The organism is Amycolatopsis sp. NPDC114484 (assembly GCF_055633755.1).
This window is the reverse complement of the sequence record NZ_JBVKDQ010000008.1, coordinates 219426-245818: the sequence shown is the minus strand read 5'-3', so window position 1 is coordinate 245818 and position 26393 is coordinate 219426. Positions and strand designations below refer to the sequence as shown.

At 68.8% G+C, this 26393-nt stretch carries 25 protein-coding genes; 9 read left to right on the top strand and 16 right to left on the bottom strand.

Annotated elements, in window-relative coordinates; genetic code table 11:
* The first annotated feature begins 46 nt into the window (after positions 1-46).
* Positions 47-376 (top strand): MGMT family protein, encoded by a 330-nt coding sequence (locus ACZ7SW_RS21835; RefSeq protein WP_067585909.1) that lies wholly within the window; start codon positions 47-49, stop codon positions 374-376.
* Positions 377-745: 369 nt separating this feature from the next.
* Positions 746-1567 (top strand): siderophore-interacting protein, encoded by an 822-nt coding sequence (locus tag ACZ7SW_RS21830; protein ID WP_470232242.1) that lies wholly within the window; start codon positions 746-748, stop codon positions 1565-1567.
* Here ACZ7SW_RS21830 and ACZ7SW_RS21825 read toward each other — a convergent pair.
* Both ACZ7SW_RS21825 and ACZ7SW_RS21820 read right to left on the bottom strand, forming a co-directional pair.
* Positions 1564-2370 carry a uroporphyrinogen-III synthase gene (locus tag ACZ7SW_RS21825; RefSeq protein WP_470232241.1) on the bottom strand — a complete coding sequence of 269 codons (807 nt, stop codon included), beginning with the start codon at positions 2368-2370 and terminating at the stop codon, positions 1564-1566. The two genes, ACZ7SW_RS21830 and ACZ7SW_RS21825, sit on opposite strands and share 4 nt — an antisense overlap.
* The gene (locus tag ACZ7SW_RS21820) at positions 2363-3340 is read right to left on the bottom strand and encodes a helix-turn-helix transcriptional regulator (RefSeq protein ID WP_470232240.1); all 978 of its coding nucleotides are present in this window, start codon (positions 3338-3340) and stop codon (positions 2363-2365) included. The genes ACZ7SW_RS21825 and ACZ7SW_RS21820 overlap by 8 nt, the downstream gene beginning before the upstream one ends.
* Positions 3341-3402: 62 nt before the next feature.
* On the opposite strand from ACZ7SW_RS21820, the gene ACZ7SW_RS21815 reads away from it, so the two are divergent.
* The 3 genes from ACZ7SW_RS21815 to ACZ7SW_RS21805 are packed head-to-tail and all read left to right on the top strand — an operon-like array spanning position 3403 to position 5899.
* Positions 3403-3798, top strand: a complete 396-nt coding sequence (locus ACZ7SW_RS21815) for a DUF3224 domain-containing protein (protein WP_470232239.1) — start codon at positions 3403-3405, stop codon at positions 3796-3798.
* 10 nt (positions 3799-3808) lie between these two features.
* Complete coding sequence (locus tag ACZ7SW_RS21810) at positions 3809-4927, top strand: winged helix DNA-binding domain-containing protein (RefSeq protein WP_470232238.1); 1119 nt, start codon at positions 3809-3811, stop codon at positions 4925-4927.
* Between the two features lie 21 nt (positions 4928-4948).
* Positions 4949-5899 carry a squalene cyclase gene (locus ACZ7SW_RS21805; RefSeq protein WP_470232237.1) on the top strand — a complete coding sequence of 317 codons (951 nt, stop codon included), beginning with the start codon at positions 4949-4951 and terminating at the stop codon, positions 5897-5899.
* On the opposite strand, the gene ACZ7SW_RS21800 is transcribed toward ACZ7SW_RS21805, so the two are convergent.
* The 11 genes from ACZ7SW_RS21800 to ACZ7SW_RS21750 form a co-directional block, all read right to left on the bottom strand.
* Positions 5896-6501: a formylglycine-generating enzyme family protein gene (locus ACZ7SW_RS21800; protein ID WP_470232326.1), complete on the bottom strand. Its 606-nt coding sequence runs from the start codon at positions 6499-6501 to the stop codon at positions 5896-5898. The genes ACZ7SW_RS21805 and ACZ7SW_RS21800 overlap by 4 nt on opposite strands.
* Before the next feature lie 16 nt (positions 6502-6517).
* A complete protein-coding gene (locus ACZ7SW_RS21795; protein WP_470232236.1) occupies positions 6518-7645 on the bottom strand; it encodes a uroporphyrinogen-III synthase in 1128 nt (375 codons plus the stop codon).
* Positions 7642-7974 carry a nitrite reductase small subunit NirD gene (gene nirD, locus ACZ7SW_RS21790; protein ID WP_470232235.1) on the bottom strand — a complete coding sequence of 111 codons (333 nt, stop codon included), beginning with the start codon at positions 7972-7974 and terminating at the stop codon, positions 7642-7644. The genes ACZ7SW_RS21795 and nirD overlap by 4 nt, the downstream gene beginning before the upstream one ends.
* Complete coding sequence (gene nirB / locus ACZ7SW_RS21785) at positions 7971-10475, bottom strand: nitrite reductase large subunit NirB (RefSeq protein WP_470232234.1); 2505 nt, start codon at positions 10473-10475, stop codon at positions 7971-7973. Before nirB ends, nirD begins: the two co-directional genes overlap by 4 nt.
* 1 nt (position 10476) lies before the next feature.
* Positions 10477-11814, bottom strand: coding sequence for a nitrate/nitrite transporter (locus ACZ7SW_RS21780; RefSeq protein WP_470232233.1), 1338 nt, complete (start codon positions 11812-11814; stop codon positions 10477-10479).
* A 26-nt stretch (positions 11815-11840) separates the two neighbouring features.
* Positions 11841-13265, bottom strand: a complete 1425-nt coding sequence (locus tag ACZ7SW_RS21775; protein WP_470232232.1) for an FAD-dependent oxidoreductase — start codon at positions 13263-13265, stop codon at positions 11841-11843.
* Positions 13262-15298, bottom strand: a complete 2037-nt coding sequence (locus tag ACZ7SW_RS21770) for a molybdopterin oxidoreductase family protein (protein WP_470232231.1) — start codon at positions 15296-15298, stop codon at positions 13262-13264. The genes ACZ7SW_RS21775 and ACZ7SW_RS21770 overlap by 4 nt, the downstream gene beginning before the upstream one ends.
* 115 nt (positions 15299-15413) lie before the next feature.
* Positions 15414-16211 carry a TIGR02569 family protein gene (locus tag ACZ7SW_RS21765; RefSeq protein ID WP_470232230.1) on the bottom strand — a complete coding sequence of 266 codons (798 nt, stop codon included), beginning with the start codon at positions 16209-16211 and terminating at the stop codon, positions 15414-15416.
* Between the two features lie 456 nt (positions 16212-16667).
* Positions 16668-17849, bottom strand: coding sequence for an adenylyltransferase/sulfurtransferase MoeZ (gene moeZ / locus ACZ7SW_RS21760; protein WP_470232229.1), 1182 nt, complete (start codon positions 17847-17849; stop codon positions 16668-16670).
* A gap of 98 nt (positions 17850-17947) precedes the next feature.
* Positions 17948-19129, bottom strand: a complete 1182-nt coding sequence (locus tag ACZ7SW_RS21755; RefSeq protein ID WP_470232228.1) for a DUF3152 domain-containing protein — start codon at positions 19127-19129, stop codon at positions 17948-17950.
* A gap of 80 nt (positions 19130-19209) precedes the next feature.
* Positions 19210-20196, bottom strand: coding sequence for an alpha/beta fold hydrolase (locus tag ACZ7SW_RS21750; RefSeq protein ID WP_470232227.1), 987 nt, complete (start codon positions 20194-20196; stop codon positions 19210-19212).
* Positions 20197-20304: 108 nt separating this feature from the next.
* On the opposite strand from ACZ7SW_RS21750, the gene ACZ7SW_RS21745 reads away from it, so the two are divergent.
* A complete protein-coding gene (locus tag ACZ7SW_RS21745) occupies positions 20305-20928 on the top strand; it encodes a TetR/AcrR family transcriptional regulator (protein ID WP_067585865.1) in 624 nt (207 codons plus the stop codon).
* A gap of 4 nt (positions 20929-20932) precedes the next feature.
* Positions 20933-21607 carry an alpha/beta fold hydrolase gene (locus ACZ7SW_RS21740; protein WP_470232226.1) on the top strand — a complete coding sequence of 225 codons (675 nt, stop codon included), beginning with the start codon at positions 20933-20935 and terminating at the stop codon, positions 21605-21607.
* Position 21608: 1 nt separating this feature from the next.
* Here ACZ7SW_RS21740 and ACZ7SW_RS21735 read toward each other — a convergent pair whose 3' ends face one another.
* The 3 genes from ACZ7SW_RS21735 to ACZ7SW_RS21725 all read right to left on the bottom strand — a co-directional run bounded on the left by ACZ7SW_RS21735 (position 21609) and on the right by ACZ7SW_RS21725 (position 25134).
* Positions 21609-23189, bottom strand: a complete 1581-nt coding sequence (locus ACZ7SW_RS21735) for an ATP-binding protein (RefSeq protein ID WP_470232225.1) — start codon at positions 23187-23189, stop codon at positions 21609-21611.
* Positions 23190-23288: 99 nt separating this feature from the next.
* Complete coding sequence (locus ACZ7SW_RS21730) at positions 23289-24191, bottom strand: alpha/beta fold hydrolase (protein ID WP_470232224.1); 903 nt, start codon at positions 24189-24191, stop codon at positions 23289-23291.
* A gap of 34 nt (positions 24192-24225) precedes the next feature.
* Positions 24226-25134: an AurF N-oxygenase family protein gene (locus tag ACZ7SW_RS21725; RefSeq protein ID WP_470232223.1), complete on the bottom strand. Its 909-nt coding sequence runs from the start codon at positions 25132-25134 to the stop codon at positions 24226-24228.
* A gap of 115 nt (positions 25135-25249) precedes the next feature.
* On the opposite strand from ACZ7SW_RS21725, the gene ACZ7SW_RS21720 reads away from it, so the two are divergent.
* Together ACZ7SW_RS21720 and ACZ7SW_RS21715 are read left to right on the top strand one after the other, a co-directional pair.
* A complete protein-coding gene (locus ACZ7SW_RS21720) occupies positions 25250-26047 on the top strand; it encodes a TetR/AcrR family transcriptional regulator (RefSeq protein WP_470232222.1) in 798 nt (265 codons plus the stop codon).
* A gap of 14 nt (positions 26048-26061) precedes the next feature.
* Positions 26062-26382 carry a DUF4873 domain-containing protein gene (locus ACZ7SW_RS21715; protein ID WP_470232221.1) on the top strand — a complete coding sequence of 107 codons (321 nt, stop codon included), beginning with the start codon at positions 26062-26064 and terminating at the stop codon, positions 26380-26382.
* Positions 26383-26393: the final 11 nt, after the last annotated feature.

Below are 26393 nucleotides of genomic sequence, written 5' to 3'. Positions count from 1 at the left end.
GTGGCGCACCGGCACACCCCTCGGCGGGACTATCATCTGCCGGGTCATGAACGACGAACTGCACGAGCGGATACGCGCAGTCATCGCCGACGTACCCGCGGGGACAGTCGCGACGTACGGCGACGTCGCAGCGCTCTCCGGTGCTCCCTCTCCGCGCATGGTCGGCCGCGCCCTCGCCGAGGACGGCCACGACCTGCCCTGGCACCGCATCCTCCGCGCGAACGGGACTCCCGCGCCGCACCTGCTGCACGAACAGCTGGAGCGGCTGCGCGCGGAGGGCGTGCTGGCGGACGGGGAAAAGGTGGACCTGCGGAAGTACCGCTGGCGTCCGGACGGGGACGAGCCTGGCGAGGATGAGCCCCCCGGCTTGTTCTAGAGCTTCCAGAGGACGGCACCCGCCCACCCCACCGCGCGACCGAGAGGTCCGTGAGGGGAACCCTCACGGACTCTGATTCCCTCAGGGTTCCCCTCACGGACCTCCGCCCGAGCACCGCTCATGAGCTGCCACGGTGCTCCGGCTCGGCACTCGACCGGGATGGCGTCGCGCCCGCGGCCAGCACCTCGGCGGCACCAACGACAGCGCCCTCGCCACAGCGCCCTCGCCACAGCGCCCTCGCCACAGCGCCCTCGCCACAGCGGCCCCGCGAAAACACCCTCGCGACGGCACCCTCGGGCCGAAAAGCGTGGCGTCCGCCATCCTCCCCAGGCATAGCCCGCCCCGTGCATTTTAGGTTAGCCTCACCTCATGAGCGTCCTGACTTACCACCCCGGCAGGGTCACCGCGGTCCGGCGGGTCACCCCGCACATGGCTCGGGTCACGTTCGACTGCCCGGGTCTCGCGGCGGCCGGCCCGGCGGCGCCGGACGCGTACGTGAAGGTGTTCTTCCCGCTGCCCGGCGACGAGGAGCCGCACCTGCCACCCGCCGAGATGGGCGAGGACGACGTGCTCTCCTGGTATCGCCGGTACCTCGCGATGCCCGACGACGTCCGGCCGCCGATGCGGACGTACACGGTGCGCGCGGCACGTCCGGAGAGCGGCGAGGTGGACGTCGACTTCGTGCTGCATGAAGAGAGCGGCGGTCCGGCTTCGGCGTGGGCGGGGCAGGCGGAGGTCGGCGGCCGGGTCGCGTTCCTCGGGCCGCACGGGTTGTACGACGTGCCGGACGGGACGACGTGGCAACTGCTGGTCGGCGACGAGACAGCGTTGCCGGCGATCGGCGGGATTCTCGAGCGGCTGCCGCAGTCGGCGCGCGCGTCGGTGTACGTCGAGATCCCGGACCGCTCCGAGCGACAGACCTTCGAGACCAACGGTGCGGTCGAAGTGCACTGGGTGGTCCGCGGTGCGCGTACGCACGGCGAAGCGCTCGTAGATGCCGTACGCGCGGCGGAGTTGCCTAACGGCACGCCGTACGCGTGGGTTTCCGGCGAAGCAGGCGTCGTGAAGCTCGTTCGGCGACACCTTGTCCGCGAGCGCGGCTTCGAGAAGACCGCTATCTGCTTCACCGGCTACTGGCGGCAAGGCCTCAGCGAAGAAGCCGCGGGACGACAGCAGGCCGAAGCGTCCTAACCGAGCTTCGCGACCACTAGCTTCACCAACGCGCCCAGCCGCTGACGCTCCGGCTGTAGCGTGCTGATTCCGGCTGCCTCCAACGGCGCTGCGGTCACCGGACCAACGCACGCGCAGACGACCGTGCCACCGCGCAGGGTCTCGCGCAGCTCCGCGCCGCGACCGGATTCGTCGGCGAGCGTCAGGAAGTTCGTCGCGGCCGGGGCACTGGTGAACACCAACGCGGCCAGCTCTCCGGACAGCACTTCGTGGATCAACGAGTACACCGGCTCCGGATTCGGCGGCGTGTGCCAGCGGTAGGGCTGCACCGCGAGCACCGACGCCCCCGCCGCGGCGAGCGGAACGGTGAACTCCGGCAGTGGCGCGCCGTGCAGTTGCAGCGCCACTCGCTCGCCGTCGACACCCGCGGCGGTGAGCGCGCCGAACAGCTCGTCGTTGGTCTCGCCGGGCGCGGAGTACTCCTCGCGCAGACCGACGCCCCGCACTGCGCCGACCGCTTTCGGCCCGCGCGCGAAGATGCGCGACCCGGCCAGCGAGTCCAGCAGCTCCTGGCGAAGACCCCAGCCTTCGGCGGCGTCGAGCCAGCCGCGGAACCCGGCCCCGGTGGTGACCGCCGTGAGGTCGATGGGCGCGGCGAGGACGGCTTCGGTGCCTCGGCGCAGTTCCGGATCGTCGGCTAGCGGGATGATCGTGATTGTCGGCGCGTGCCGCACTTCGGCGCCGTGCCTGAGCAGCGCGCCGATCAGGTCGTCCGCGCGCCGTTCGGCTGTGACACCGATCCGCACGCCGTCCAGCTCACCCATACGCCTGTCCCATCTCCCGGATCGCCGCCGCCAGTTCCGTCCGCAGGTCCTCCGGCGCGAGCACTTCCAGATGCGGCCCGAACCGCAGCAGTTCGCCGATCGCCGGTTCTCCCGGTTCGACCGGCAGGTCGATCGTCAACCATCCGTCGCCGTCCGGTTCCGCTCCGGCGGCGACTGCCTCGCGAAGCGCCCGGGCGCCGACACTGCCCGCGTAGAACGGTACGAGAGCTTGGGCGCGCGGCGAGAGGCGCACTGTCGCCTTTCGGGGGTACATCCGGCGTTCGAACTGCTCGGACCACTCCTGCCAGTAACCGGCGAGGTCGAATTCCGCCGGTCGCTCGAACTCCTCGCCGAGGTCGGTCAGCTCGTGGATGCGCGAAATCCGATAGGTGCGATCGGTCCCCTCGCACCGCGCGGCGAGGTACCAGTTGCCCGCTTTGAGGATCAGGCCGAGCGGCTCCAGCACCCGTTCGACCTCGCGCTGTCCCCACCGTTCGTACCGGACGCGGATCCGCCGCGCGGACCACACCGCGTCGGCGACCGCGGACAGCGTCGGCAGGCTTTCGATGCCGCGATGCCAGCCGGGAACGTCGAGGTAGAACCGTTCCGCGACACGACCGGCGCGGCTGCGCAACTCCTGCGGCAACGCCGCGTACAGCTTCAGCTGCGCGGCCGCCAGCACTGTGCCGAGCCCCAGCTCAGCGGCCGCTACCGGCAGCCCGGCGAGCGCCAGCGACTGGGCTTCGTCCTCGTTGAGGCCGGTCAGCCGGGTCCGGTAGCCGTCGACGAGCTGGTACCCGCCGCTGCGGCCGCGGTCGGCGTACACCGGCACCCCCGAAGCCGACAGCGCTTCGATGTCCCGGTACACCGTCCGGACCGAAACCTCCAGCTCAGCGGCCAGTTCGTCGGCGGTCATCCGGCCGCGGTTCTGCAGCAGGAGAAGCACGGTGAGCAAACGGCCGGCACGCATGCGCCAAGTATGACTGAAATACCTGACACAAGATGGCAGGTATGGCTGATTGACTGCTCCGCATGAACACGTTTGGCATGACGAAGTGGGAAGAGCACGTGGCGAGCGGCGAGGAGGGCGGCCCGCGCGTCGCGTACGTGCACGCCGCGATGGAGTACTCGGGCCTGATCCAGGGTGCGGCCACCGGCGACTACCTGCTGTACTACCCGGGCGAGGGCTACGACGGCGGCGCGACCACGTCGCCGGGCTACGACCGGTTCGAGGGCACAGTCGACGGTCGCGCCGGAACGTTCGTGGTCCGCCAGGAGTGGAGCTTCGACCCGAAGAGCATCAGCTCGACCTTCGAGGTCGTGCCGGGCTCCGGAACTGGCGACCTGGCGGGCATCGGCGGCACCGGCACGGTGCACGGCGTGCTGGGCGAGCCGACCGTGTCGTACACCTTCGACTACACGCTCTGAAGGAGGCCGGATGCTGGAGGTGTCGCGCGAACAGGCGCTGGCGTACCGGATCGCCGAGCAGGGGCTGCATCGCTCCGTCGCCGATCCGTACGACCTGCCGCTGCTGGACCTCGGCCTGCAGGACAGCATGCGCGACACCGCCGCGCTCTCGTTGACCGCGCGGATGCCGGATCCGGTCCCGCCGGAGTCTCTTGTGGACGATCCGCGGCTCGCCCTGGTGTGGTCGCACCGGGGCGCGCCGCATTTCCACCGGCGCGCGGATCTGCCAGAGCTGACCGCCGCCTTGGTGCCGGTCGACGATCCGGACGCACTGGCCCGGATGTTGTGGCAGAAGAAGGATCTAGAGGCCGCCGAGGTGTCCCCTGTGGACATTGTGTTCACCACCGCGCGGGCGATTCGCAAAGTGGTCACCAAGCCGATGACCAAGGGCGTGGTGAGCGGGGAGATCACGAAGCTGTTGCCGCCCACGTTCAGCCGCTGGTGCCGTCCTTGCAATGCGACGCACGTCCATGAACAGCTCATGCGAATCGCCTCTCTGCACGGCGGTGCGCGGCTCGAAGCCGGGCAATCTCCGGCGACGCTCGCGCCGTTGGAGGATCGCGGACGGATGTCCACGCGTCCGGTTCCGACGGCGGTTTCGCGAGTTCTTGAGCAGTATCTGCGCTTCAACGGGCCCGCGACACAAGGCGACGCGGCCGGTTTTCTCGGCACCGCGAAGACTTGCGTCCGCGACACCTGGCCTTCCGCCATAACCGAGGTCAAAGTGGACGGTCGGCGGGCATTCATCCCGACTGATCGTTTGCCCGCGTTGGAGAACCCGCCGTCGGCTGCTGGCGTACGCCTGTTGCCGCCGCTCGATCCGTACACGCAGGGCCGCGACAAAGCCGTACTTGTGCCGGACAAAGCGCGGGCCAAAGAGGTGTGGAAAATCATCGGCAGCCCCGGTGCGTTATTGGTCGACGGCGAGATTATGGGTACCTGGCGCATGAAAGCGTCGGGCAAACGCCTGGCCTTCACGCTCGCCGAATTCGATCCGCTCCGCCGTGCGGACCGCGAAACCGCCGAGGACGAGGCGGCGCGGGTCGCGTCCGCCCGGGGCTACCAGGACTTTTCCGTGACGTGGGCTTGACCGGCGAGCTAGAGTCCTGACGTGCTGAAATGGCTGCTCGACTCAGACCCGACGCTGCGCTGGCAGGTCGAACGGGACTTAGCGGACGCGCCGCCCGAAGTCTGGACGGCCACCCGGCACAAGATCGCGACCGAGGGCTTCGGCGCGCAGCTCCTCGCGCGCCAGGACCCGGACGGACAATGGGCCGGCGGCGCCTTCTTCCCGGCACAATTCAAACCCGGGCCGGACACTGGACAGCCGTGGACGGCCACCACGTGGTCGCTCAACATGCTGCGTGAATGGGGGATGGATTCCGCGGTGCTGCGCGAACGCCGCACCGCGGAATTGATCGCCGAGAATTCCCGGTGGGAATACCACGATCTGCCGTACTGGGACGGCGAGGTCGACGTCTGCATCAACGCCTGGACACTCGCGAACGGCGGCTGGCTCGGCGTCGACGTCTCCCGGCTCGCCCACTGGTTCCCCGAGCATCAACTGGCCGACGGGGGCTGGAACTGCGAATGGGTCGAGGGGTCGAAGCGTTCGTCCTTCCACTCGACGCTGAACGCGGTGAAGGGCCTGCTCGCCTACGACATCGCGACCGGGGGCACCGACGAGACGCACGCCGCCCGCCGGGCCGGCGAGGAGTATCTGCTGGACCGCCGGCTGCTGTACCGGCTCTCGACCGGCGAGCAGGTGGCGTCCTGGGTGGATCATTTCGCGTATCCGGTGCGGTGGCACTACAGCGCGATCAACGCGGTCGAACACTTCCGCGAAGCCGCCATCGTGGACGACATTCCGCCCGACCCGCGGCTCGCCGACGCGGTGGAACGGGTTCGCGCCGCCCGGCGGCCGGACGGAACCTGGCTGCAGGACGGCCGGCTCAGCGGCGACATGTGGTTCGAGGTCGACGTCCCGGCCGGGGAACCGTCGAAATGGCTGACGCTGTACGGCACCCGGATTCTGTCCTGGTGGGACTCCGCGCAGTCCTAACCGGTCCGTGCGACCCGGAAGCCGACGTCGTCCACCCGGAACGTCGGGTGGCTCCGGCGGCGCACCGACACCCGGACGCTCCAGTGTTCGTCCGCCCAGCCGCCGCCCTTGAGCACTCGATACTCGCCGTATACCGCCGGATCGTAGAGATCCCAGCACCAATCCCAAGTGTTGCCGAGCAAATCGTAAGCGCCCCAAGCGTTCGGACGCTTCTCGCCGGCTGGATGCAGCTGGCCGCCGGAGTTTCCTTCGTACCAGGCGATCTCGTCCAGCTCTCCGTACCTGGGGCCTTCGGTGCCAGCGCGGCAGGCGTGTTCCCATTCGGCTTCAGTGGGCAGCCGGTAGCCGGAGGCGGCCCGGTCCCACTCGACCTCGTCGCCGATCAGGTAGGCGGGCGACAATCCGTCGCGTTCGGACAGTGTGTTGCAGAACCGCACAGCGTCCAACCAGGACACCTCGACAGCGGGCAGATCCCCGTCGCCGCCGTATTCCTCCTGGGTGACCGGGATCGCGCCTAGCTCGAACGCGGGCACGTCGACTGTCCAGCTGCGTTCTGTCCGCCGGTCGGTGAGCGTCACCGTTCCCGGCGGAATGGGGACCATTCGCACCAGGCCGAGGTTAGTCGATCGACCCTGGGGTGTCGCCGGGATTCACCGCCAGCCGATAGCCGCGCTTGACCACCGTCTGCACTACGCCGGCACCGCCGAGAGAGGTCCGTAACCGGCCGATCGCCGTCTCCACCGCGTGTGCCTCGCCACCCGACGGAAGCTCAGCGGACAACTCCCGGCGCGCGACCACCCGGCCAGGTTGTCGCGCGAGAGCGCGCAGCAGCGCCATCGGGGCCGGAGCGATCTCGCGCCATTCGCCGTCCACCAGCGCCCCGGTGCCGCGGACCTGCAGCACATGGCCTGCGGCATACAACGTCGGCGACGCCGTGACCAAGGTGTCGGCGACGGTTCTCGCCAGCGCGCCGATCCGCGACCGTCTCGGTTGGACAGTCGGAACGCCCAGCGAGGCGAGCGGTGCGGCCGCGATCGGGCCGACACACGCCACGACCACCCGGTTGCTCAGTACCTCGATCAGCGCACCGAGACGACCAGTCCTCCGCGCCATCGCGACCGTGGACGCGGCAGCGGGCGCGCTGGTGAACGGCAAGGCGTCGATCGTTCCTTCCAGAACCGCGTCCAGCAGCCGGTCGAGCGGTCCCGGGTCGGCCGGAGCCACCCAGCGGTACACCGGGATCTCGATCACCTCAGCCCCCGCCTGCCGAAGGGCCTCCGCGAAGTACGGCAGCGGTTCGCCGTGCAGCTGAAGCACGATCCGTCGTCCGTCCACTCCGGACTCCGTCAGGTATTGCAACAGCTCGGCGCTGCTCTCCGACGCGGGCGAATAGTCCTCCGCCAACCCCGCTGTCCGCACCGCTCCGGCGGCCTTCGGACCGCGAGCCAGCAACGACGCGTTCGACAGGTGGTCGAGCACCTTCTCGCCGAGGCCCCATCCTTCCGCGGCCTCGATCCAGCCGCGAAAGCCGATCCCGGTCGTCGCCACCACCATGTCCACCGGCGACTCCAGCAGCCGCATCGTCGCCGCGTGCAGCTCGGTGTCGTCAGCCAGCGGCACGATCCGGATCGCCGGTCCATAACGGACGGTCGCACCCTGGCGCACAAGCAGCGCGCCCAGCTCTTCAGCTCGGCGCGCTGCCGTGATTCCCACCGTGAACCCGGCCAACGGCCGGACGTCCGTCACGGCGAGCCCACCTCGATCACCCCGTCCCGTACGCGAACCGGATACACCGGCACCGAAACTCCGTCCGCGTCGAGACACCGCCCGCTTCGGAGGGAAAATCGTTCCTTGTAGACCGGCGACGCGACCACCGGTTCTCCACCGGTGTCGCCGACAATCCCCCGCGACAGCACAGCCGCTCCGCTGCAGGGATCCCAATTGGACAGTGCGTACCAGCCGTCGCCGGCGTGGAACACCGCGACCTGCTGGCCGTCGACCAGTGCCGCGGCCCCGGAGAACTCCGGGATGTCCGCGGCCGCGCACACCGCGGTCCAGGATGAGGTCATGGTCATCGCCGCACCTCCGGAATTCCCAGTAGCACCGGGATCTTCTGCTCCCGCTCCGCCCGGAAAGAGATCGACGGATCCGGCGTCCCCGGCGCGTTCACGAACGAACTGAACCGCGCCAGCTTGTCCGGATCCTCCAGCACACCGCGCCATTCGTCGGTGTAGCCCTCGATGTGCTTCGCCATCGCCGCGTCCAGGTCCTCGCAGATGCCGAGGCTGTCGTCCACGATCACCGCGCGCAGGTGATCGAGCCCGCCGTCCAGTTCCTCGATCCACGGTGCCGTGCGCTGCAGCCGATCCGCGGTGCGCACGTAGAACATCAGGAACCGGTCGATCGTGCGCACCAGGGTTTCGGTGTCCACATCAGACACGAGAAGTTCCGCGTGCCGGGGCGTCGCTCCGCCGTTGCCGCCGACGTAGAGGTTCCACCCGTGTTCGGTGGCGATCACGCCGAAGTCCTTGCCGCGCGCTTCGGCGCATTCCCGCGCGCACCCGGACACTCCGGCCTTGATCTTGTGCGGTGACCGCAGGCCGCGATACCGCAGCTCCAGGTCGATCGCCAGCCCCACGCTGTCCTGCACGCCATACCGGCACCAGGTCGAACCGACGCAGGATTTGACCGTCCGCAAAGACTTTCCGTACGCGTGCCCGGATTCGAAGCCCGCGTCGACCAGCCGCCGCCAGATCTCCGGAAGTTGGTCCACAGTGGCCCCGAACAGGTCGATCCGCTGCCCGCCGGTAATCTTCGTGTACAGCCCGAAATCCTGCGCGACCTGAGCGATCACCATCAGTTTCTCCGGCGTGATCTCTCCGCCGGGAATTCGCGGCACCACTGAATAGCTTCCATTGCGCTGCATGTTCGCGAGGAACCGGTCATTCGTGTCCTGCAGTGCCGCCTGCTCGCCGCCGAGGATGTGCCCGTTGCCCAGCGTCGCCAGGATCGACGCCACCGCGGGCTTGCACACCGCACAACCGGTCCCGGTGCCATACCGGCTCACTATCTCGCTGAACGTCGTCATCCGCGTCGCCCGGATGATCTCGAAAAGCTCCGCACGAGACTGCGTGAAGTGTTCGCACAACGCCTTCGACTGCTCGACACCACAAGCGTTCAGCAGCTTCGCGAGCATCGGCACGCATGAGCCACAGGACGTCCCCGCCCGCGTGCACGACTTCAGCTTCCCGACCGAATCGCAGCCGTCCTCGGTGATCGCGCGGGTCAACGCGCCCTTGGAAACCCCGTTGCACGAACAAACCTGCGCCTCGTCCGGCAACGCGTCCACGCCGACCGCCGCGCCGCCGCCAGTCGGCGCGAGCAGCGCACCCGGGTCTGCAGGCAGCGGACGCCCGACCAATGCCCGCAGCGTGTTGTATTCCGCCGCGTCGCCGACCAGGACCCCGCCGAGCAGCGTCCGGCCGTCGTCAGTCACCACGAGCTTCTTGTACGTCCCAGCCACGGCGTCGTTCACCGCGACTTCCAACGATCCTTCGGTGGCCGCGTGCGCATCGCCGAAACTCGCGACGTCCACACCCATCAGCTTCAGCTTCGTCGCGGTGTCCGGCTCGGGGAAGCTCGCCGTGGTGCCGGTGAGCTGCGCCGCGACCACCTCCGCCATTGCGTACCCCGGCGCGACGATTCCGTACACGCGGCCCTCGACCGCCGCGCACTCGCCGATGGCGTAGACCGCTGAGTCGCTAGTGCGGCACATCGCGTCGACCAGCACGCCGCCGCGCTCGCCAACGTCCAAACCGGACTCCCGGGCCAGATCGTCCCGAGGCCGAACGCCAGCGGAGAAGACCACCAGGTCGACGTCCAGCTCCGTGCCGTTGCCCAGCCGGGCCAGCAATCGCGAGCCGTCGGACTCGATCGCGTCCGTAGAGGTTCCCGTGTGGACGGTCACGTCGAGGTTCGCGATGAGGCGTCGCAACAGACCGCCGCCGCCATCGTCGACCTGCAGCGGCATCAACCGCGGTGCCATCTCGACCACGTGCGGAGACAAACCCAGGTCCCGCAATGCCTTCGCCGCTTCCAGGCCGAGCAAGCCACCGCCGATCACCATCGCCGCCCGGCGGCCGCGCCCTTGCCGCTCCGCCGCCGCACGAATGGCGTCGAGGTCTTCGATCGTCCGGTACACGAAGACGCCGGGCAGGTCCCGCCCCGGCACTGGCGGTACGAACGGACGAGAACCGGTCGCCAGCACCAACGAGTCATACGGCTGCACGTGCCCGGTCGCCGTCGTCACCGTCTTGGCTTCGCGATCCACCGAAACGACGACCTCGCCGAGGCGAAGCTCGACCGCGTCGTCTCCGGCGTAGTCCGATCCCGGCAACGCCAACGCCGCTGGATCCCAACTGTCCACATAGGAGGTCAGTGCGACCCTGTCGTATGCGGGCCGGTTCTCCTCGCCGAAGACGACCACCCGCCATTCGCTCGCCGGGTCCGCCGCTCGAAGTGCCTCCACGAACCGGTGCGCGACCATTCCGTGCCCGGCGACCACCACTGTAGGCATTTCAGACCTCCGCTCCCGCCAACGCCACCTGCGCGCGCACAGCCGGCTTGCGCAGATAGCCGAACCACGTCACACCCACGCACACCGCGTAGAAGACCAGGAATCCGACGAACGCCGGAACACCGCTGTGCGCGGTGGCGAACGACTGCCGGAACGCGAGGTTGATGAACAACCCGCCCAGTGCGCCGATCGCACCGGCCAGTCCGATCAGCGCTCCGGACAGCCGCCGCGCATTGCGCAATTCCGCCGCCTCGTCCGCACCGGCCTGAATCGCCGCCCGCGCCTTCACCTGGAAGATCGCCGGGATCATCTTGTACGTCGACCCGTTCCCGACTCCGGTGAGCACGAACAAGACGATGAACGCGGCGGTAAACGTCGCCAGTGAATTCGCCGAGGAAGCCAGCACCAGCACCACGGTCGCCAACGCCATGGCACCGAAGGTCGCGAAGGTGACGCGGCCACCGCCGATGCGGTCCGACAGCCACCCGCCGATCGGCCGCGACAGCGATCCCAGCAGCGGACCGAGGAAGGTCACCGCGGCCGCCTGCAACGGTGTCCGACCGAACTGGTTCTGCAGCACCAAACCGAAGGCAAAGCTGTAGCCGATGAAAGAACCGAACGTGCCGACGTACAGCAGCGACATCACCCAGGTGTGTCCATAACGGACTACTTCGCGCATTGCCTTGGTGTCACCACGAACGCTGGCCAGGTTGTCCATGAACAACGCGGCGCAGGTCGCGGCGATGACGATCAAGGGGAGGTAGATGTAGAGCACCAATCGCGGCGCTGTCGCACCCGCGGTGCCGATGACGAGAAGGCCGACGAGCTGGATCACCGCGACGCCAAGGTTTCCGCCACCGGCGTTCAGTCCGAGCGCCCAGCCCTTGTGCCGCTCTGGGTAGAAGGTGTTGATGTTCGCCATCGAAGACGCGAAGTTTCCTCCGCCAACCCCGCCGAGCGCCGCCATCAGCACGAACGTGCCGAGCGAAGTACCCGGGTGCAACACGACCGCGGTCAGCACTGTCGGGATGAGCAGCAGAAGCGCGCTGATGACTGTCCAATTGCGACCGCCGAAGCGCGCGACCGCGAAGGTGTAGGGAATGCGCATGATCGCCCCGACCACCGTCGGCGTGGAGACGAGCAGGAACTTGTCCGCCGCGCTGAACCCGTACGCCGGGCCCATGAACAGCACCACGACTGACCACAATGTCCAGATCGAGAAGCCGATGTGTTCGGAAAACACGGAAAACCACAGGTTGCGCCGGGCGACGCGCTTGCCGGTCGTTTCCCAGAACTCGTCGTCCTCGGGATCCCAGTGCTCGATCCAACGGCGGGTCATGGCGTCCTCCTTGTTACCGGGGGCGGTCATTGCGCGGCCAGCCAGTCCGCGACCGCGCCGACGGTGTCGCGGCAGCTGCCGCATCCCGTGGTGGCGCGGGTAGTGCGGGCGAGTGCGGCAGCGTCGGTGGCGCCACCCCGCCAGGCTTCGATCAGCCGGCCTTTGGTCACCGCGTTGCAGCGGCAGATCACTGTGGACGAAGGAAGATCGGCCGGACTCGCCGCCGTCGGCGCGCCCGCGGGCAACGCGCGGCCGAGCAGAACCGCGAGCCGATCTTCGGGGACGGGCGTGCCCCGGTCGTGCAGCTGCGTCACGGTCGCCGCCGCGTCCGGCAAGCCGAGCAGGATCGCGCCGGTCACTCGGTCGCCGCGCACGACGAGTTTGCCGTACCGCCCACCGGACGGATCGTCGAAGGTCACGACCTCGGCAGCCTCGTCCTCGCTGGTCACTTGCGTTTCGCCGAGTGCGGCGAGATCGATGTCGCGGGCTTTGAGCCGGGTTACCGTGCGAGTGCCGCGATACCGCGCCGTGGCGTCCGCGCCGGTGAGCAGGTCCGCCAGCACGGCCGCCTGTTCCCACGCGGGTTGCACCAATCCCGCTGGCGCGCCTGGGTGGCGTGCGCAGTCGCCCAGCGCGTGGATCCGGCCGTCGCTGGTCCGGAGCAGATCGTCCACCAGGATGCCGCGGTCCACTTCGAGTCCGGCGGCTTCGGCGAGCGACGTCTCCGGGCGCACCCCGGCCGCGACGACCACGAGGTCGGCGGGAACGAAGCTGCCGTCGTCGAGTTTGAGACCGTCACCGGGAAGGTGCCGAGCGGCGGTCACCTCGAACCGGAACGTGACGCCAAGCTCCGCCAACCGGCGCGCCAGCACTCGGCCGGCCCCGGAATCTAGTTGCCTTTCCAGCACATGCGGCTTCGGGTGCACCACTGTCACGTTCGCGCCGCGACCCGCCAGCCCCCGTGCGGCCTCCAAGCCGAGCAGCCCGCCGCCGAGCACCGCGACCGGTGCGCCCGGACGTGCGGCGTCCACGATGCGCGCACAGTCGTCCAGCGTTCGGAACGCCACCACCTCCGGCCCGAGTTCGAGCCCTTCGACCGGCGGCAGCCAGGGCGCGGCTCCGGTCGCGAGAACGACAGCGTCGTAAGGAAAATCCTCGGTTTCCGTACAGACGACTCGTCGTGCCAGATCGATTCGAGTCACCCGTGTTCCGAGCCGCAGGTCGACCCGCGTCTGCTCCGCCCACTCGGAATCGTGCAGCCGCACCGTTTCCGGGTTCATCCCACCAGCGACCACGGTGGACAGAAGCACCCGGTTGTAGGCCGGATGCGGCTCTTCGCCGAGCACGGTCAGCCGTACCCGGTCCGCTTCCGGATCACGCCGCCGGATCTCGTCCGCGAGTCGCGCCCCGGCCATCCCGTACCCGATGATGACGACGTTCCGCGCGCTCATGCTTCCGCCCTCGCCAACGACACCGCGCACACCTTGAACTCCGGCATCCGGCTCACCGGGTCGAGCACCGGGTTGGTCACCAGATTCGCCCGCGCCGCACCGGGAAAATGGAACGGAAGGAAAACGAGGTCCGCCCGCATCGACGGCACGCACCGGACCCGCGCGACCGTCTCCCCGCGCCGCGACCGCACCACCGCGTGATCGCCGTCGGCCAGCCCGGACCGTGCCGCGGTGTCCGGATGCACCTCGACGAACACCTCCGGCACGACCGCCGTCAACTCCGCGATCCGGCGAGTCTGCGCACCGGATTGGTAATGCTGCAGGACTCGTCCGGTCGTGGCCTGCAACGGAAACGTCTCGTCGGGCAGTTCGGCGGGTCCACTGTGGTCAACTTCCGCGAACCGGGCTCGTCGGTCCGGGTGCGCGAATCCGTCGAGAAACATTCGCGGCGTGCCTGGGTGCTTCTCGTCCAGAACCGGCCAGTGCAACGCTTCCCCGGACCGCAATCGTTGATAGGTCACGCCGGAGTAGTCCGCAGCTCCGCCCTTCGACGCGGCACGCAACTCCTCGAAGACCTTCGCCGCGTCGTCGGGAAACCTCTCGGCCGGTTGTCCAATTCGGACTGCGAGTTCCCTCAGGAGCGACAGATCGCTGCGTACTCCGTCCGGCGGTTCGATCGACTGCTGCCGCAGCAGGACCCGGCCTTCGAGGTTGGTCAGCGTGCCTTCCTCCTCGGCCCATTGCGGCACCGGGAAAACCACGTCAGCCAGTTCCGCGGTTTCCGACAGGACGAAGTCCGCCACCACGAGAAGATCCAGCCCAGCCAACCGGTCCTGCACGCGAGCCGACCGGGGTGCGGACACCACCGGATTGCTTCCGAAAACCAGCAACGCCTTGATCGAATCCCCCAGCGCGTCGAGCAACTCGACCGCCGACCGGCCCGGCCCTGGCAGGCTTTCCGCTGGCACGCCCCAAACCCCGGCCACGTGCGCCCGCGCCGCCGGGTCGTCGATCTTGCGGTAGCCCGGAAGTTGATCCGCCTTCTGCCCGTGCTCGCGTCCGCCCTGGCCGTTGCCCTGGCCGGTCAGACAACCGAACCCAGATCCGGCCCGGCCGGGCAATCCCAACGCGAGCGCGAGATTGATCCACCCGCCGACGGTCGCGGTGCCGGACGCGTGTTGCTCCGTCCCGCGCCCGGTCAGTACATACGCGTTGGCCGCCCGCGCCAGCATTTCCGCCGCCCGGCGCTGGTCCGCGGCCGCGACCCCGGTCACCCGCTCGGCTCGCTCCGGCCACCACGTCGCGGCGATCCGCCACATCTCATCGAACCCAGTCGTCCGAAGATCCACATAGGACTTGTCCAGGTGTCCCTCGGCGACGACCGCGTGCAGAATTCCCAGTGCCAGCGCGAGATCCGTGCCTGGTGCCGGTGCGAGATGCAAGGCGGCGCGCTCGGCCGTCGGAGTACGGCGCGGATCGATCACGATCAGTTCCGCGCTATCCAGGTGCTGCATGAACGGCGGCATCGTCTCGGCCGGGTTCGCTCCGGCGAGCAGGACGACGTCCGCGCCCGCGAGATCAGTGACAGGGAACGGAAGTCCGCGGTCGACACCGAACGCGCGGATCCCGGCCGCGGCGGCGGAGGACATGCAGAATCGTCCGTTGTAGTCGATTTGGGAAGTTCCGAGCGCGACCCGGGCGAATTTCCCGAGCAGGTAAGCCTTTTCGTTGGTAAGACCGCCCCCGCCGAACACCGCGACCGAGTCCGCGCCGTGTGTCCCTCGTGCGGTTCGCAGCCGCGCCGCGACGAAATCCAGTGCCTCGTCCCAGGAAACCGGCTGCAGTTCGCCGTCCCGGCGAAGCAACGGCGAGGTCAGTCGTGCGCCGGATTCCAGCAGCGAACCCGCTGTCCAGCCTTTTTGGCACAAGCCGCCCGCATTGACCGGGAAATCCCTTGGGGTGACCCGGGTCTCAGCCAGGCGCATCCCGCACTGCAAGGCGCAGTACGGGCAATGTGTGTCGACGTGCGGCACAGGCGCTCCTCGGGTCGGCGATGACCCGACGGTAAGGACGCCGTGTTACCTCAAAGTGCCGGAATGTTTCGGGGAGTTGACATTGCCCGCCGTCACGCCGAGGGCGCGCAGTGAGTCAGAGGATCGCGCTGACCTCGCGGGCCGCCGCGCGCAGGCCGTCCAGAGCGGCGTTGGTGGAGCGCGGATCGAGTGCGTGCGAGGCCAGGCGGAAGAGGATGGCGCGCAGCAGGAGCTGGGGCCATTCCGGGAGGTGCGCCCAGCGTTCCAGGAGGGCGCCGGTGGCTCCGCCCCAGATCAGCGAGTCGACCGCGGCGATCGCCGCACCCCATTCGCCTGGGCGGTAGTACGGGACGAAGTCGACCACGCCGGGGGCCGCGTCGCCGTCGAAGAGCAGGCCGGCGAGGAGTTCGCCGTGGGCTGCTTGGTGCGGGAGTTTGATCGGACGGCGGGCTGGGGCGAGGATTTCGAACCAGCGGCCGCCTTTTTCCTCGGGAAGGGGGCGGTCTTGTTCTTCCCAGGCGATTCGGTCGGCTATCGCATCTCGGTCGTCGCGGGAGGAGAGGAAGTCCGGGCGGGGCAGGGCCGCGGTGGCTCGGTGCAGGCGGACTGCGGCGAGGACCGCTTCGTCACAGCGGTGTTCGGTGGTGCCGGGGAGGTAGCGCCAGGCTGACCAGTCTCCGACTATCCAGCGGCCGTCTCTTGAGCGGACTGGTTTGGCGATGCGGAGGCCTGGGTCGTCGGCGAAGTCCAGGGCTCGGGCGGTCCATAGGGCTTGGGAGCGGTCTTCGACGCGTTTGAAGACCACGTCGTTGCAGCGCCAGGTTTCGGAGTCCGGGAGGAGGGTGATGGCGTCGGCGTCGCTGCCGAACGCGGAGCAGACGCGTTCGGAGGGACGTTCGAGGGTTGACCGCACAAAGGGGGAGGTTACCCCGGGGTGGGTGGGGTTATTGGGGAGACTCGCTGGTCATGGGCGGGGTCTCGTTTCTTGGGCTACGGCTCGTCGCCTGGCGGCGACATTGCTGCGGTGTTGCGTGGGGCACCCCGAAGCTTGATTGCGATGACGGTCTGAGGGTGCTTGTCAAGGCGGGAAAGATGCCTTGACAAGCACCCTCAGACCGCATTTTGGCTTCGTATCGGGGTGCGGGGGTGGTGTGGGTGCGTGGATTCGTTGGGTGCGTTGGTGGCGGTTTCGTGAGTGGGCTAGCGCTCCAATGTGGCGTTCGGTGCATCTCACGCGCCTAATGCCACGTTGGGGCGCGTCCCTCGCGGACTTGCGCTGGTCGTGAGGGGAACCCTGAGGGAATCAGAGTCCCTCAGGGTTCCCCTCACGGAGCATTGCCGTTGGAAAGCCGGAAGTTTCGGGACCGGGTCAGTAAGTCGGCAGGCTTGGGTCGATCTGCCTTGCCCAGGCCAGGACTCCGCCGCCCAGGTGGGTGGCGTCCTTGAAACCTGCCGCGTGCAGGGCGGCCAGTGCCTCTGCCGAACGGGCGCCGGACTTGCAGTGCAGGACGATCGGCTTGTCTTGCGGCAGTTCCGCCAGCGCTTCGCCCGACAGGATCCGGTCCTTCGGGATCAGCGTGGCGCCCTTGATGTTGACGATCTCGTACTCGTGCGGCTCGCGGACGTCGATCAGGGCGAAGTCCTCGCCCGCGTCGAACTTGGCCTTGAGTTCCGCCGGAGTCAGGGTGCTGCCGGAGGCTGCCGAGGCGGCCTCGTCCGATACGACGCCGCAGAAGGCTTCGTAGTCGATCAGTTCGGTGATCTTCGGGGTCTCCGGGTCCTTGCGGATCTTGACCTCGCGGTACTTCATCTCCAGCGCGTCATAGGAGATCAACCGCCCGAGCAGCGGTTCTCCGATGCCGGTGATGAGCTTGATCGCCTCGGTCACCATGATCGAGCCGATCGACGCGCACAGCACGCCCAGGACTCCGCCTTCGGAGCAGGACGGGACCATGCCGGGGGGCGGCGGCTCGGGGTAGAGATCCCGGTAGTTGAGACCCTTGCCGTTCGGGGCGTCCTCCCAGAAGACGCTCACCTGGCCTTCGAACCGGAAGATCGAACCCCACACGTACGGCTTGCCGAGCAGCACCGCGGCGTCGTTCACCAGGTAGCGCGTGGCGAAGTTGTCGGTGCCGTCGACGATCAGGTCGTACTGGCCGAAGATCTCCAGCGCGTTCGCCGATTCGAGGCGCTCGGTGTGCAGGTGCACCTTGACCAGCGGGTTGATCTCGGCGATCGATTCCTGCGCCGACGCGGCCTTGAGCTTGCCGAGGTCGGACTGGCCGTGGATCACCTGGCGCTGCAGGTTGGATTCGTCGACGACGTCGAAGTCGATGATGCCGAGCGTGCCCACGCCGGCCGCCGCCAGGTACAGCAGCGCCGGGCTTCCGAGGCCGCCCGCACCGATGACCAGGACCTTCGCGTTCTTCAGCCGCTTCTGCCCGACCACCCCGACGTCCGGGATGATCAGGTGACGGCTGTACCGGGCCACCTCTTCCTTGGTGAGCTCGGCTGCCGGCTCGACGAGCGGCGGCAGTGCCGTGTCTGACATCGGGTCCTCCATACTCGCGCGGGTCGCGTAGTCGATCCCAGTATGTTCAACGCCCGCCCGCAAGGGAGACTTCCCTGCTCTCAGATCGTGGGACGTTGTTACTGGCCCGGCGGAGTCGGGTTCGGCCACGCGTTCGGCTTGCACACGTGGTGGTCCGCGGCGACCTTGCCCTTGTCGCCGCCGGGGATGTTGTTGAGCATCGCGACGTAGTCGTCGGCCACGCCGAACGACTGCTGCATCATCACCGGCGCGGGCTGGTCGTTTCCGGGGCAGCCAACGTGGTTGTTGCCCAGTGCGTGCCCGACCTCGTGGTTGATGGCGTACTGCCGGTACCCCGTCATGTCCGAGCCGTAGACCTTCGCGCCGCGCGACCAGCGGGCCAGGTTGATCAGCACCCGGCCCATGCTGCGCCGGTAACAGGAGGCCTCGAATTTGATCTGGAAGCCGCACGCGTCCGGCCGGTGCGTGGTGTCCGGCGTGGTGAGGCTCACCCGGAAACTCGGATTCGGATAGCTCGCGTCGACCCGCTGCAACCGGATCTCGCCGTTCCAGGTCCAGCTGCGCGGATCGGACAAGATGCCCTGCACCGCGGTGCCGAAGCTGTCGTCGCCCGCGTAGCTGGCCGGGTCGATGCCGTCCTCGACCTCGACGGTGTAGGTGTAGAGCTTCCCGGACTTGCCCACGACGTCGCCGGACCCCTGCACGACGTGCCAGGTGCCCTTGCCGGTCTGGGTGAAATTGCCGCCGGACGGCAGGTCAGCGGTGGGCACGTTGAGGTTCACCGGCTGCGCGGGGTTCTCCGGGATGCCGCCGCCACCGTCGATCGCCCCCGAGGCCGAGTCGCCGGACGCGACCTCGCCGCCGCTGGCCGCGGTACCGGCGTCGGACGGGCCGGAGGCGGTGTTGACCGCGACGAGCACGGTGATCACGGCCAGGATCGGCAGCGCGTACACGCGCCAGCCGTAGGTCTTCACGAACCGGCCGAACGGCGACTGCTGCTTCTTCTTCGACGCCGGGCGCTTCTCGGCGTCGTCCTTGGGTTTCCAGGCGGCGGCGAGCGGCTCCGCGCTGGTACGGCGTCCGCCCGGCCGGTACCGGTCCTCGCCCACGCGCTGGGCGGGCTTGCGCGCGGGCCGGTACTGGCCGACGCGCGGCGAATCGGACTCCGGATCGCCGGAACCGGAAGAACCGGAAGACGCCGAAGACCCGGAACGCCGGGCCGACCCGGCGGTCGGGCCCCGCCGGTCTTTCGCTCGCGCGTCCTGCTTCAGCCGGTCCACCGATCCAGGGTGCCACACGGCGGCGACCTTCTCGGCAGCGACTGGCGGGCTCCCCGGCGATCCGCGGTCCCCCGTTCGGGCTACCAGGAGCCGGTGTCCGCGCCCTCCCACAGACCGAGCACGGCCCGCGCGACCACCTGCGGACGTTCCATCTGCGCGACATGCCCGGTGCGCGGGAGGACCAGCATCCGGGCGTGCGGAATCGTCTGCGCGGTCCGCGGCGCGCGCTTGACCGAGATCACCCGGTCGTGGAGTCCCCAAACCACCAGCGTCGGAGCCTGGACCTGTTTGGCGACCGACCACAGCGACGCGGCGCCGAGCGCGGTCCAGCGCCGGAAGATGCCGAACGTGCTGCGTTCCATCGCGGCCAGCGCCCACGGAAAGCCGGCGCGCGCGGCGTGTTCCTCGACCAGTTCGTCCAGCCGGGCGTCCGGGAACCGCGACGGATCGTGGAAGCACAGCTTGATGACCTGCGCGGCTCGTTCGCGAGCGGTCATCCCGGCCATCCGGCGACGCACCCGCGCCCCGACTACCGGGAGGTAGGCCAGCGCCATCAGCGGATCGGACAGCCGGCGCGGGTCCGGGCGGCGGTCCGGCATCGCCGGGGAGATCAGGGTGAGAGTTCTCACCAGCTCCGGCCGTCGCGCCGCGAGCAGCAGCGAGATCGCGCCGCCCATCGAGTTGCCGAGCAGATGCACCGGTTCGCCCAGCCGCTCCAGCCTGTTCGCGATGACCTCGGCGTGGTCGTCGAGCCCGAAGGCGAACCCTTCCGCCGGTTCCGAATAGCCGAATCCGGGCAGGTCAACGGCCTGTCCGGAAGCGGTCGGGGCGAGCAGCGCGGCGAGGTCGGTCCAGTTCGTCGACGATCCGCCGAGCCCGTGCACGTACACCGCGGGCGTCCCGTCCGGGCCGGGCGTGTGCCGGATGTGCAGGCCGTCTTCGACCGTTCCCGGCCAGGCAGGCAGCGCCCCGTCGAGCGGCGGAAGGGGCGTAGTCGACAATGGCACCTGGGTCACCGGCGGGCGGACCGCCGCCGCGGCCGTGGGGCGGGAGGTCGTGGTCGTCACGAGTCCAGGATGCCTGACCCTTGGCATTTCGGGCGTACCCACGAGTAATGTCAGGTTCACTTCACGAGGTGGTGAACCCGCCCGGCGAAGGCTGCGGACGGAGGAAGAATGACGGAGATGGCGCGACTGCAACGAGGCGTCCGGTTGCCCAGGACCGAGCGCCGGGCCCAGTTGCTGACTGCCGCGCAGCGCGTCTTCGCCGAGCACGGCTACCACGCGGCGGCGATGGACGAGATCGCCGAGGAGGCCGGTGTCAGCAAGCCGGTGCTCTACCAGCACTTCCCCGGCAAGCTCGACCTGTACATCGCGCTGCTGGAAAGCCACGTCGACGACCTCGTCGGCCGGGTGCAGGGCGCGTTGAACTCCACCAGCGACAACCGGCAGCGCGTCCCGGCCACGGTCGGCGCGTTCTTCGACTTCGTGAACAACGACGCCGGCGCGTTCCGCATGGTCTTCGAATCCGACCTGCGCGGCGAGCCCGCTGTGCAGGAGGCGGTCGACCGCGCGACCTCGGCCAGCGTCGAGGCCATCACCGAGACGATCACCTCCGACGCCGGGCTGGACGAGGAGAAGGCCCGCCTGCTGGCCGTCGGGCTGGTCGGGATGAGCCAGGTGAGCGCCCGCTACTGGCTGCAGCACAACCAGTCGATGAGCCGCGAGGACGCGGTGGCGCTGACCGCGAACCTCGCGTGGCGCGGCATCGGCGGCGGGTTCCCGCTCAAGGACAACTGACTCCGTGCGCGTAGTCGCGGTGCCCGGCACGCTGTGCAGCCCGCGGATCTACGCACCACTGGCGGCCGCGCTGCCCGACGAGCTGGACGCGGTCGACTGGATGACCGCACCTGGTCCGTGGCGGATCGAAGACGTCGCGGCACGAGTCGCTGACCGGATCGAGCAGCACGGCGGCCCGGTCACACTGATCGGGCACTCCACTGGCGGCTGTATCGCGGCTTTCGTCGCGGCCACCCGGCCGGACCTGGTGTCCGCGTTGCTGCTCGCGAACACCGGCGCGCACATGCGCGGCCACGGCGACGTCGACCGGATCCTCGCCACGATCGCCTCCGCCTGGGGTCCCGACCTGCACGCGGGCGTACTCGACCGGTCCTTCGCCGTCCCGTTGCCGCCGGACCTGCGCGCCGAACTGCTCGGCTACGCCGCCCGGGTCCCGGCCGAAGCCGCGCTGGAAGTCTTGACGAGCCAACGGGATCTGGACCTCACGCCGCGACTGGCGTCGATCCGCTGTCCGGTCACGGTGCTGCACGGAATCCGCGATCAGGCCCGCACTCTCGCCGACGCCCAGCACCTCGTCGACCACCTGCCGGACAGCGAACTCGTCACCGTCGAGACCGGGCACTCCCCGATCTGGGAAGACGTCCCGGCCACCGTCGCCGCCCTCGAACGACTTCGCTAGCTCACTCGCGCGGTTTTCGCTGGCGTGGCACCGATCTCGCCGCTCCGGGCAGTTCGACCAGCAGCTGCTCGAGATGGTCCGGCAGCGCGCCACACGGATCGATCAGCCAGGCGTCGGATTTGCTTCGCCTGGACGGTTGTTCCCCGTCAGACAACAAAGCGACGTAGCAGCCGTAGTCGATGGCGAATCCGTCGTAGAGCGTTCCCGGCCGCTTTCGGCTGACGATGCCGCGCCGTACCAGGTGAACGAGCCGGGCGTCGTACAGATCGCGCATGGCCGGATCGTGCGCGCCACCGGAGTGTTCGAGCAGGAAAGTCCGGGAACGGCGACGGCCCACCACCTCGTCGACGAGCCACCGAAGCGTCGTCAAGGCCGGTTCGTTCCCGTCGATGGCGGCGTATTTGTCGCGCAGATACCAATCCTGTGCGGCCTGCCGGACGTGCCGGATCCCGATGGTCGCCGTGTTCGCGTGCTGCGCGGCCAGCGCGGCGATGTTGATCGCGTCCCGGGGCACGCCCTCGGCCGCGTGCACGAGTTCGGGAAAAGCGGTCCGGCTGAACGCGGTGGCCACGAATTCCGCGGGGTCGTCGGTCACCGGCATCCGCGGTCGTACGTGATTGAGGAAGAGTTCGGCGAAAAACTGTCTCGACTGGCTTCGCCCGTGGTCGAACAGGAGCACGTCGTCGAAGCTGACCGCGGAGGCCGCGTCCGCGCCGACCTCGATGCCGACGTAATCGCCTTCGCAGCCCGGTTCGCGGAACCGCGACCGGCGTTCCATCGCCGCGATCTTGACCGTCGCCCCGCGCGTCGGGAGCACGCTCCGGCGCAGCAGATCCGCCAGCAACGGTTGCAGTTCAAGGGGAATCGAACTCCACTCGTCCAGCAACAGCCACAGCCGGGCCGGAGCCAGCGCGGCCGTGATCCGCGCCAGCGCCCGGCTGAGCGGCCCGAAAATGACCTGGTGATACTCGATCCCGGTGCGCCGCAAGCGATCTGACGCGGTGACTGAATGACGGCTGCTGCCGGATATCTTCACTTCACCACGCGGACCGCCCGGCCCCCAGGACGCCGACGCCCCGGCACCGGTCGCCTGCTCCGCGGAGCCCCCGACGGTCGTCTCCCGCTCGACATTGCCGACGACCTCGACCGTCGTCGCCGCCTCGGTCAGCTCGTCCAAGCCCTGCAGCAGGTCTTCCTGGTGGGAAACCCTGGTCTCGATCGCCGTGGTCAGCAGCTGTTCGTGCACCGCTTCCAGCGTGTCGACCAGCAGCTGAGTGCCCCGAAGCGGCACCGGCAGCTGCTGATTCGCGTAAAGGCCGCTGGTGGAACCGATCGTGCGCAGATCCAGGTACACCGCGACGTCGTGGGTTTCTTCGACCAGATCGGCCAGGTACAGCAGGGCGTGCGTTTTGCCGGTGCCGCGGCGGCCGTAAAGGATCTGATGGTCCGCGGAATGCAGCATCGCCGAGAACGACCCGGCCACCACGAAGGTTTTGGCAAGCGTATGCCGGTCCACGCTCTCCGCCCGCCGGGAAATCGCCATCAGGCTCCGGTTGACGTGCGCGCTCAGCGGCTGGCCCATGCCCGTCCTGTTCCGTCGGCGACATCCCAACCACCCAGCGTGACAGCGCCGGGCGGCCGGGAACAGCCGACAGTCAGGTACGAGCGCGAACGCGCACGGTCACGAAACCCGCAGCAAGGCCCCGATTCGCACCGCGACCTCGCCCGCCCGCTCCTGCGGCAGCATGTGCCCAGCACCGGGGAAACGGACAAACTCCGCGTCCGGCAGCTCGTCCGCGATCACTTTCGCGTGCGGAAGCGGACAAAGCCGGTCCTTCTCCCCCGCCAGCACCACGGACGGGGTACCGCGCAAGGCCGCCAGCGCGACGCGGCAGTCGTGCGTCGAAATCGCGTCCTGGAACGCGCCGAGGCTCGCCGGATGCGCGCACAACAGCTGATCCGCCACGAGCCGAAGGTCCGCGCGGCGCGGGTGGTCGCCGAAAACGAGGAACCGCGCGCCCGAACGCACCATCGCCGGGCTCAACGGCAGCCGCTCGCCTTTGCGATGCGACAACGCTTTCGCCAGCCGACGCTCGAACCGCGCGGAGAACTGGCCCGCCATTCCGGGCAGTCCCAACGTGATCCGGTCCATCTGCCCCGACGACGTCGCCACGAACGCCGCACCGACGACCCGGTCGCGGACCAGTTCGGGATGCCGTTCGGCCAGCGCCATCATGGTCATGCCGCCCATCGAATGCCCGGCGAGCACCAGCGGACCCGACGGCACGCGAGCGGCGATCAGCTCGGCCAGATCGTCGGCCAGCTGCGGAATCGTCCCGGTTTCCTTGGTGGCGGCGGCGGAACCGCCGTGCCCGCGCAGGTCGTAGCGCAGCGTCCGGACGCCAGGGCCGAGATGGTCGACGACGGCGTCCCATGTGCGGTGGTCCTGCGTCCAGCCGTGCACCAGCACGAGCGTCACCGCGGCGTCGGCCGGGCCGCTCATCTCGACGTGCAGCGCACAGCCGTCACTGGTGACGAACCGGTGTTCACGGGCCGGATTCCGCAGCCTTTCGACGGTAGTCATTTCGCCTCCGCGGGAAAAAGTACGTCGGCGGTAGTCACTTGCCCTCCGGAAGCAGGAAAGACTTGCGCCAGAACGGTTTCCCTGGCAACCCGACCAGACCGGACTCCTGCAGGAACGGCATGATCTTCTCCCCCGCCCACGCGATCGTCGCGCGCCAGTGCGGGTTGTTCAGCGCCGTCTCGACGCCCTCGCGCGGCCGGATCCCGACCGCCTTGTAGACGTTCGGGTTGATGAACGCCCGCGTGACGAAGTACGAGATCAGCGCGATGCTGAACTGCTGGTAGGCGACCTCCGCGCGGCCGAGTTTCGCCATGCCGCGAGTGACTTCCTCGCGGGCGAAGGTGACGTGCCGCGCCTCCTCCAGCACGTGGATCCGGTTCACCATCCGGACCAGCGGCTGGATCTCCTCGTCGTTCATCTGCTCGCGCTGCAGCCGGTCGAGCACCTCCTCGGCGACCAGGATCGCGCCGTAGCGCGCCGGGCCGTAGGAAATGGTCGGCATCAGCTTCGCGAACCGGCGCAGCACCGGCACCGGACCGTAGGTCGGGCAGCCGATCCGCGCGGACATCCTCGCGAACATCGTGGAGTGCCGGCATTCGTCGGCGATCTCGGTGAGCGCGAACTGCGCGTGCGCCGTGGTCGGGTCCTGTGCGTAGACCTCCTTGAGCAGCATCTGCATCAGGAGGATCTCGAACCACAGTCCGGTGGTCGCGATGCTGGCCATCTCGTGTTTGCCCAGCTCGATCCGCTGCTCCGGGCTCAGCCGGTCCCACAGCGGAGTGCCGTAGAGCGACGAGCGCTCCGGCAGGATGTACCGCTTGCCCTCGACCAGCGGCGCGTCCCAGTCGATGTCGACGTCCGGATCGTAGAACTTGTTCGCCGCCGACTTCAGCAACCGCTGTGCCGTCGCTTCCCGGTCGGTCACCTTGAGCGTCCGCGTCATCATCAGCCCCTTCCAGCGCCTGACTCGCCGTTGAATCGAGAAGCCGCGTCCCGCTGCCGCCACGGGCTCTGTGCTCCAGAACATGTAACCCGTGGTAACAGTTACCTCTGGTAGCATGACCGCCGTGATCGAACGTGTCAAGCGCTCCAGCAAGCAGTCCGGCAAGCAGGCGGCCGACACCGGGAAAGACACCGCGGGAACCGGTGACGCCCGCCGCGATCGCTGGCGCAAGCACCGCATCGCGCGCCGCGCGGAATTCGTCGAAGCCGCTCTGCGCGCGCTCGACGCGCACGGTCCAGACCTCGGCATGGAGGACGTCGCGGCGGAAGCCGGCGTCACGAAACCCGTGCTGTACCGGCATTTCGAGGACAAGGCCGACCTGTACGTCGCACTCGGCCAGCGCGGCACGGAGATCCTTTTCGAACGGCTGATCCCGGCGATCAACGCGGAACTCGCGCCGGTGCCGCGGATCCGGATGGCGCTCGACGCGTTCTTCGGCGTCATCGAAGAACATCCGAACCTGTACCGCTTGCTGGCACACGGCGGGCTGCCGGGCAAAACCACCGATTCGGACGTGGTCGCGGAGGACAAGGAGGTCATCGCGACCGCGCTGACCGCGTTGCTCGGCGACTACATGCGGATGTTCAACATGGACTCCGGCGCGGCCGAACCGTGGGCGCACGGGATCGTCGGCATGGTCCAGAGCACCGGCGAATGGTGGCTGGACCGGCGTTCGATGGGCCGCGATTCGGTGGTCGAGTACCTCACCCAGATCATCTGGGCGGCGATCGACGGGCTCACCCGCCAGCAAGGCGTGGTGATCGACCCGAACCTGCCGCTCGAGGAGAACAAGGTCGTCCAGCTCGGACGCACCGAGAACGACACCGCGGACGCCGATAGCGACGCAGGCTGACGAGAGGACCCCGGATGAGCGACGAAGACGGCTACACGGGCTCGGCGACGCTGGTCGTCGACGGCACGGAGATCACCGCGGACGTCGATCTGCGCGGCTATTTCCAGCCGATCGACGGTTACTACCACTGGTACGGCCGTGTCGCCGCGGACCCGAAGCTGGCCGAGACGGTCGGCGGGCGCAAGAAGGCGTGCGAAGTGCGGATCGCCGAGCACACCTCCGAGGGCGAGCTGTCCGACCCGGACCCGTGGGGCCGCTACCGGCTCACCGGCACGTCCACTCCGCCGTTCTCCGTCCCGAAAACCCTCGCCGAGGTCGAAGAAGCCACCGCCTGACCAGGCCGCAC

Excerpts from the sequence above, each read along its gene's own strand:
- ACZ7SW_RS21715 (WP_470232221.1), top strand. The coding sequence starts at position 26,062 with ATGAGCGACGAAGACGGCTACACGGGCTCGGCGACGCTGGTCGTCGAC.
- ACZ7SW_RS21835 (WP_067585909.1), top strand. The coding sequence starts at position 47 with ATGAACGACGAACTGCACGAGCGGATACGCGCAGTCATCGCCGACGTA.
- moeZ (WP_470232229.1), bottom strand. The coding sequence starts at position 17,849 with ATGTCAGACACGGCACTGCCGCCGCTCGTCGAGCCGGCAGCCGAGCTC.
- ACZ7SW_RS21830 (WP_470232242.1), top strand. The coding sequence starts at position 746 with ATGAGCGTCCTGACTTACCACCCCGGCAGGGTCACCGCGGTCCGGCGG.
- ACZ7SW_RS21825 (WP_470232241.1), bottom strand. The coding sequence starts at position 2,370 with ATGGGTGAGCTGGACGGCGTGCGGATCGGTGTCACAGCCGAACGGCGC.
- ACZ7SW_RS21735 (WP_470232225.1), bottom strand. The coding sequence starts at position 23,189 with ATGGGCCAGCCGCTGAGCGCGCACGTCAACCGGAGCCTGATGGCGATT.
- ACZ7SW_RS21720 (WP_470232222.1), top strand. The coding sequence starts at position 25,250 with ATGACCGCCGTGATCGAACGTGTCAAGCGCTCCAGCAAGCAGTCCGGC.
- ACZ7SW_RS21775 (WP_470232232.1), bottom strand. The coding sequence starts at position 13,265 with ATGAGCGCGCGGAACGTCGTCATCATCGGGTACGGGATGGCCGGGGCG.
- ACZ7SW_RS21730 (WP_470232224.1), bottom strand. The coding sequence starts at position 24,191 with ATGACTACCGTCGAAAGGCTGCGGAATCCGGCCCGTGAACACCGGTTC.
- ACZ7SW_RS21815 (WP_470232239.1), top strand. The coding sequence starts at position 3,403 with ATGAACACGTTTGGCATGACGAAGTGGGAAGAGCACGTGGCGAGCGGC.
- nirD (WP_470232235.1), bottom strand. The coding sequence starts at position 7,974 with ATGACCATGACCTCATCCTGGACCGCGGTGTGCGCGGCCGCGGACATC.
- ACZ7SW_RS21780 (WP_470232233.1), bottom strand. The coding sequence starts at position 11,814 with ATGACCCGCCGTTGGATCGAGCACTGGGATCCCGAGGACGACGAGTTC.
- ACZ7SW_RS21820 (WP_470232240.1), bottom strand. The coding sequence starts at position 3,340 with ATGCGTGCCGGCCGTTTGCTCACCGTGCTTCTCCTGCTGCAGAACCGC.
- ACZ7SW_RS21810 (WP_470232238.1), top strand. The coding sequence starts at position 3,809 with ATGCTGGAGGTGTCGCGCGAACAGGCGCTGGCGTACCGGATCGCCGAG.
- ACZ7SW_RS21800 (WP_470232326.1), bottom strand. The coding sequence starts at position 6,501 with ATGGTCCCCATTCCGCCGGGAACGGTGACGCTCACCGACCGGCGGACA.
- ACZ7SW_RS21745 (WP_067585865.1), top strand. The coding sequence starts at position 20,305 with ATGACGGAGATGGCGCGACTGCAACGAGGCGTCCGGTTGCCCAGGACC.
- nirB (WP_470232234.1), bottom strand. The coding sequence starts at position 10,475 with ATGCCTACAGTGGTGGTCGCCGGGCACGGAATGGTCGCGCACCGGTTC.
- ACZ7SW_RS21725 (WP_470232223.1), bottom strand. The coding sequence starts at position 25,134 with ATGACGCGGACGCTCAAGGTGACCGACCGGGAAGCGACGGCACAGCGG.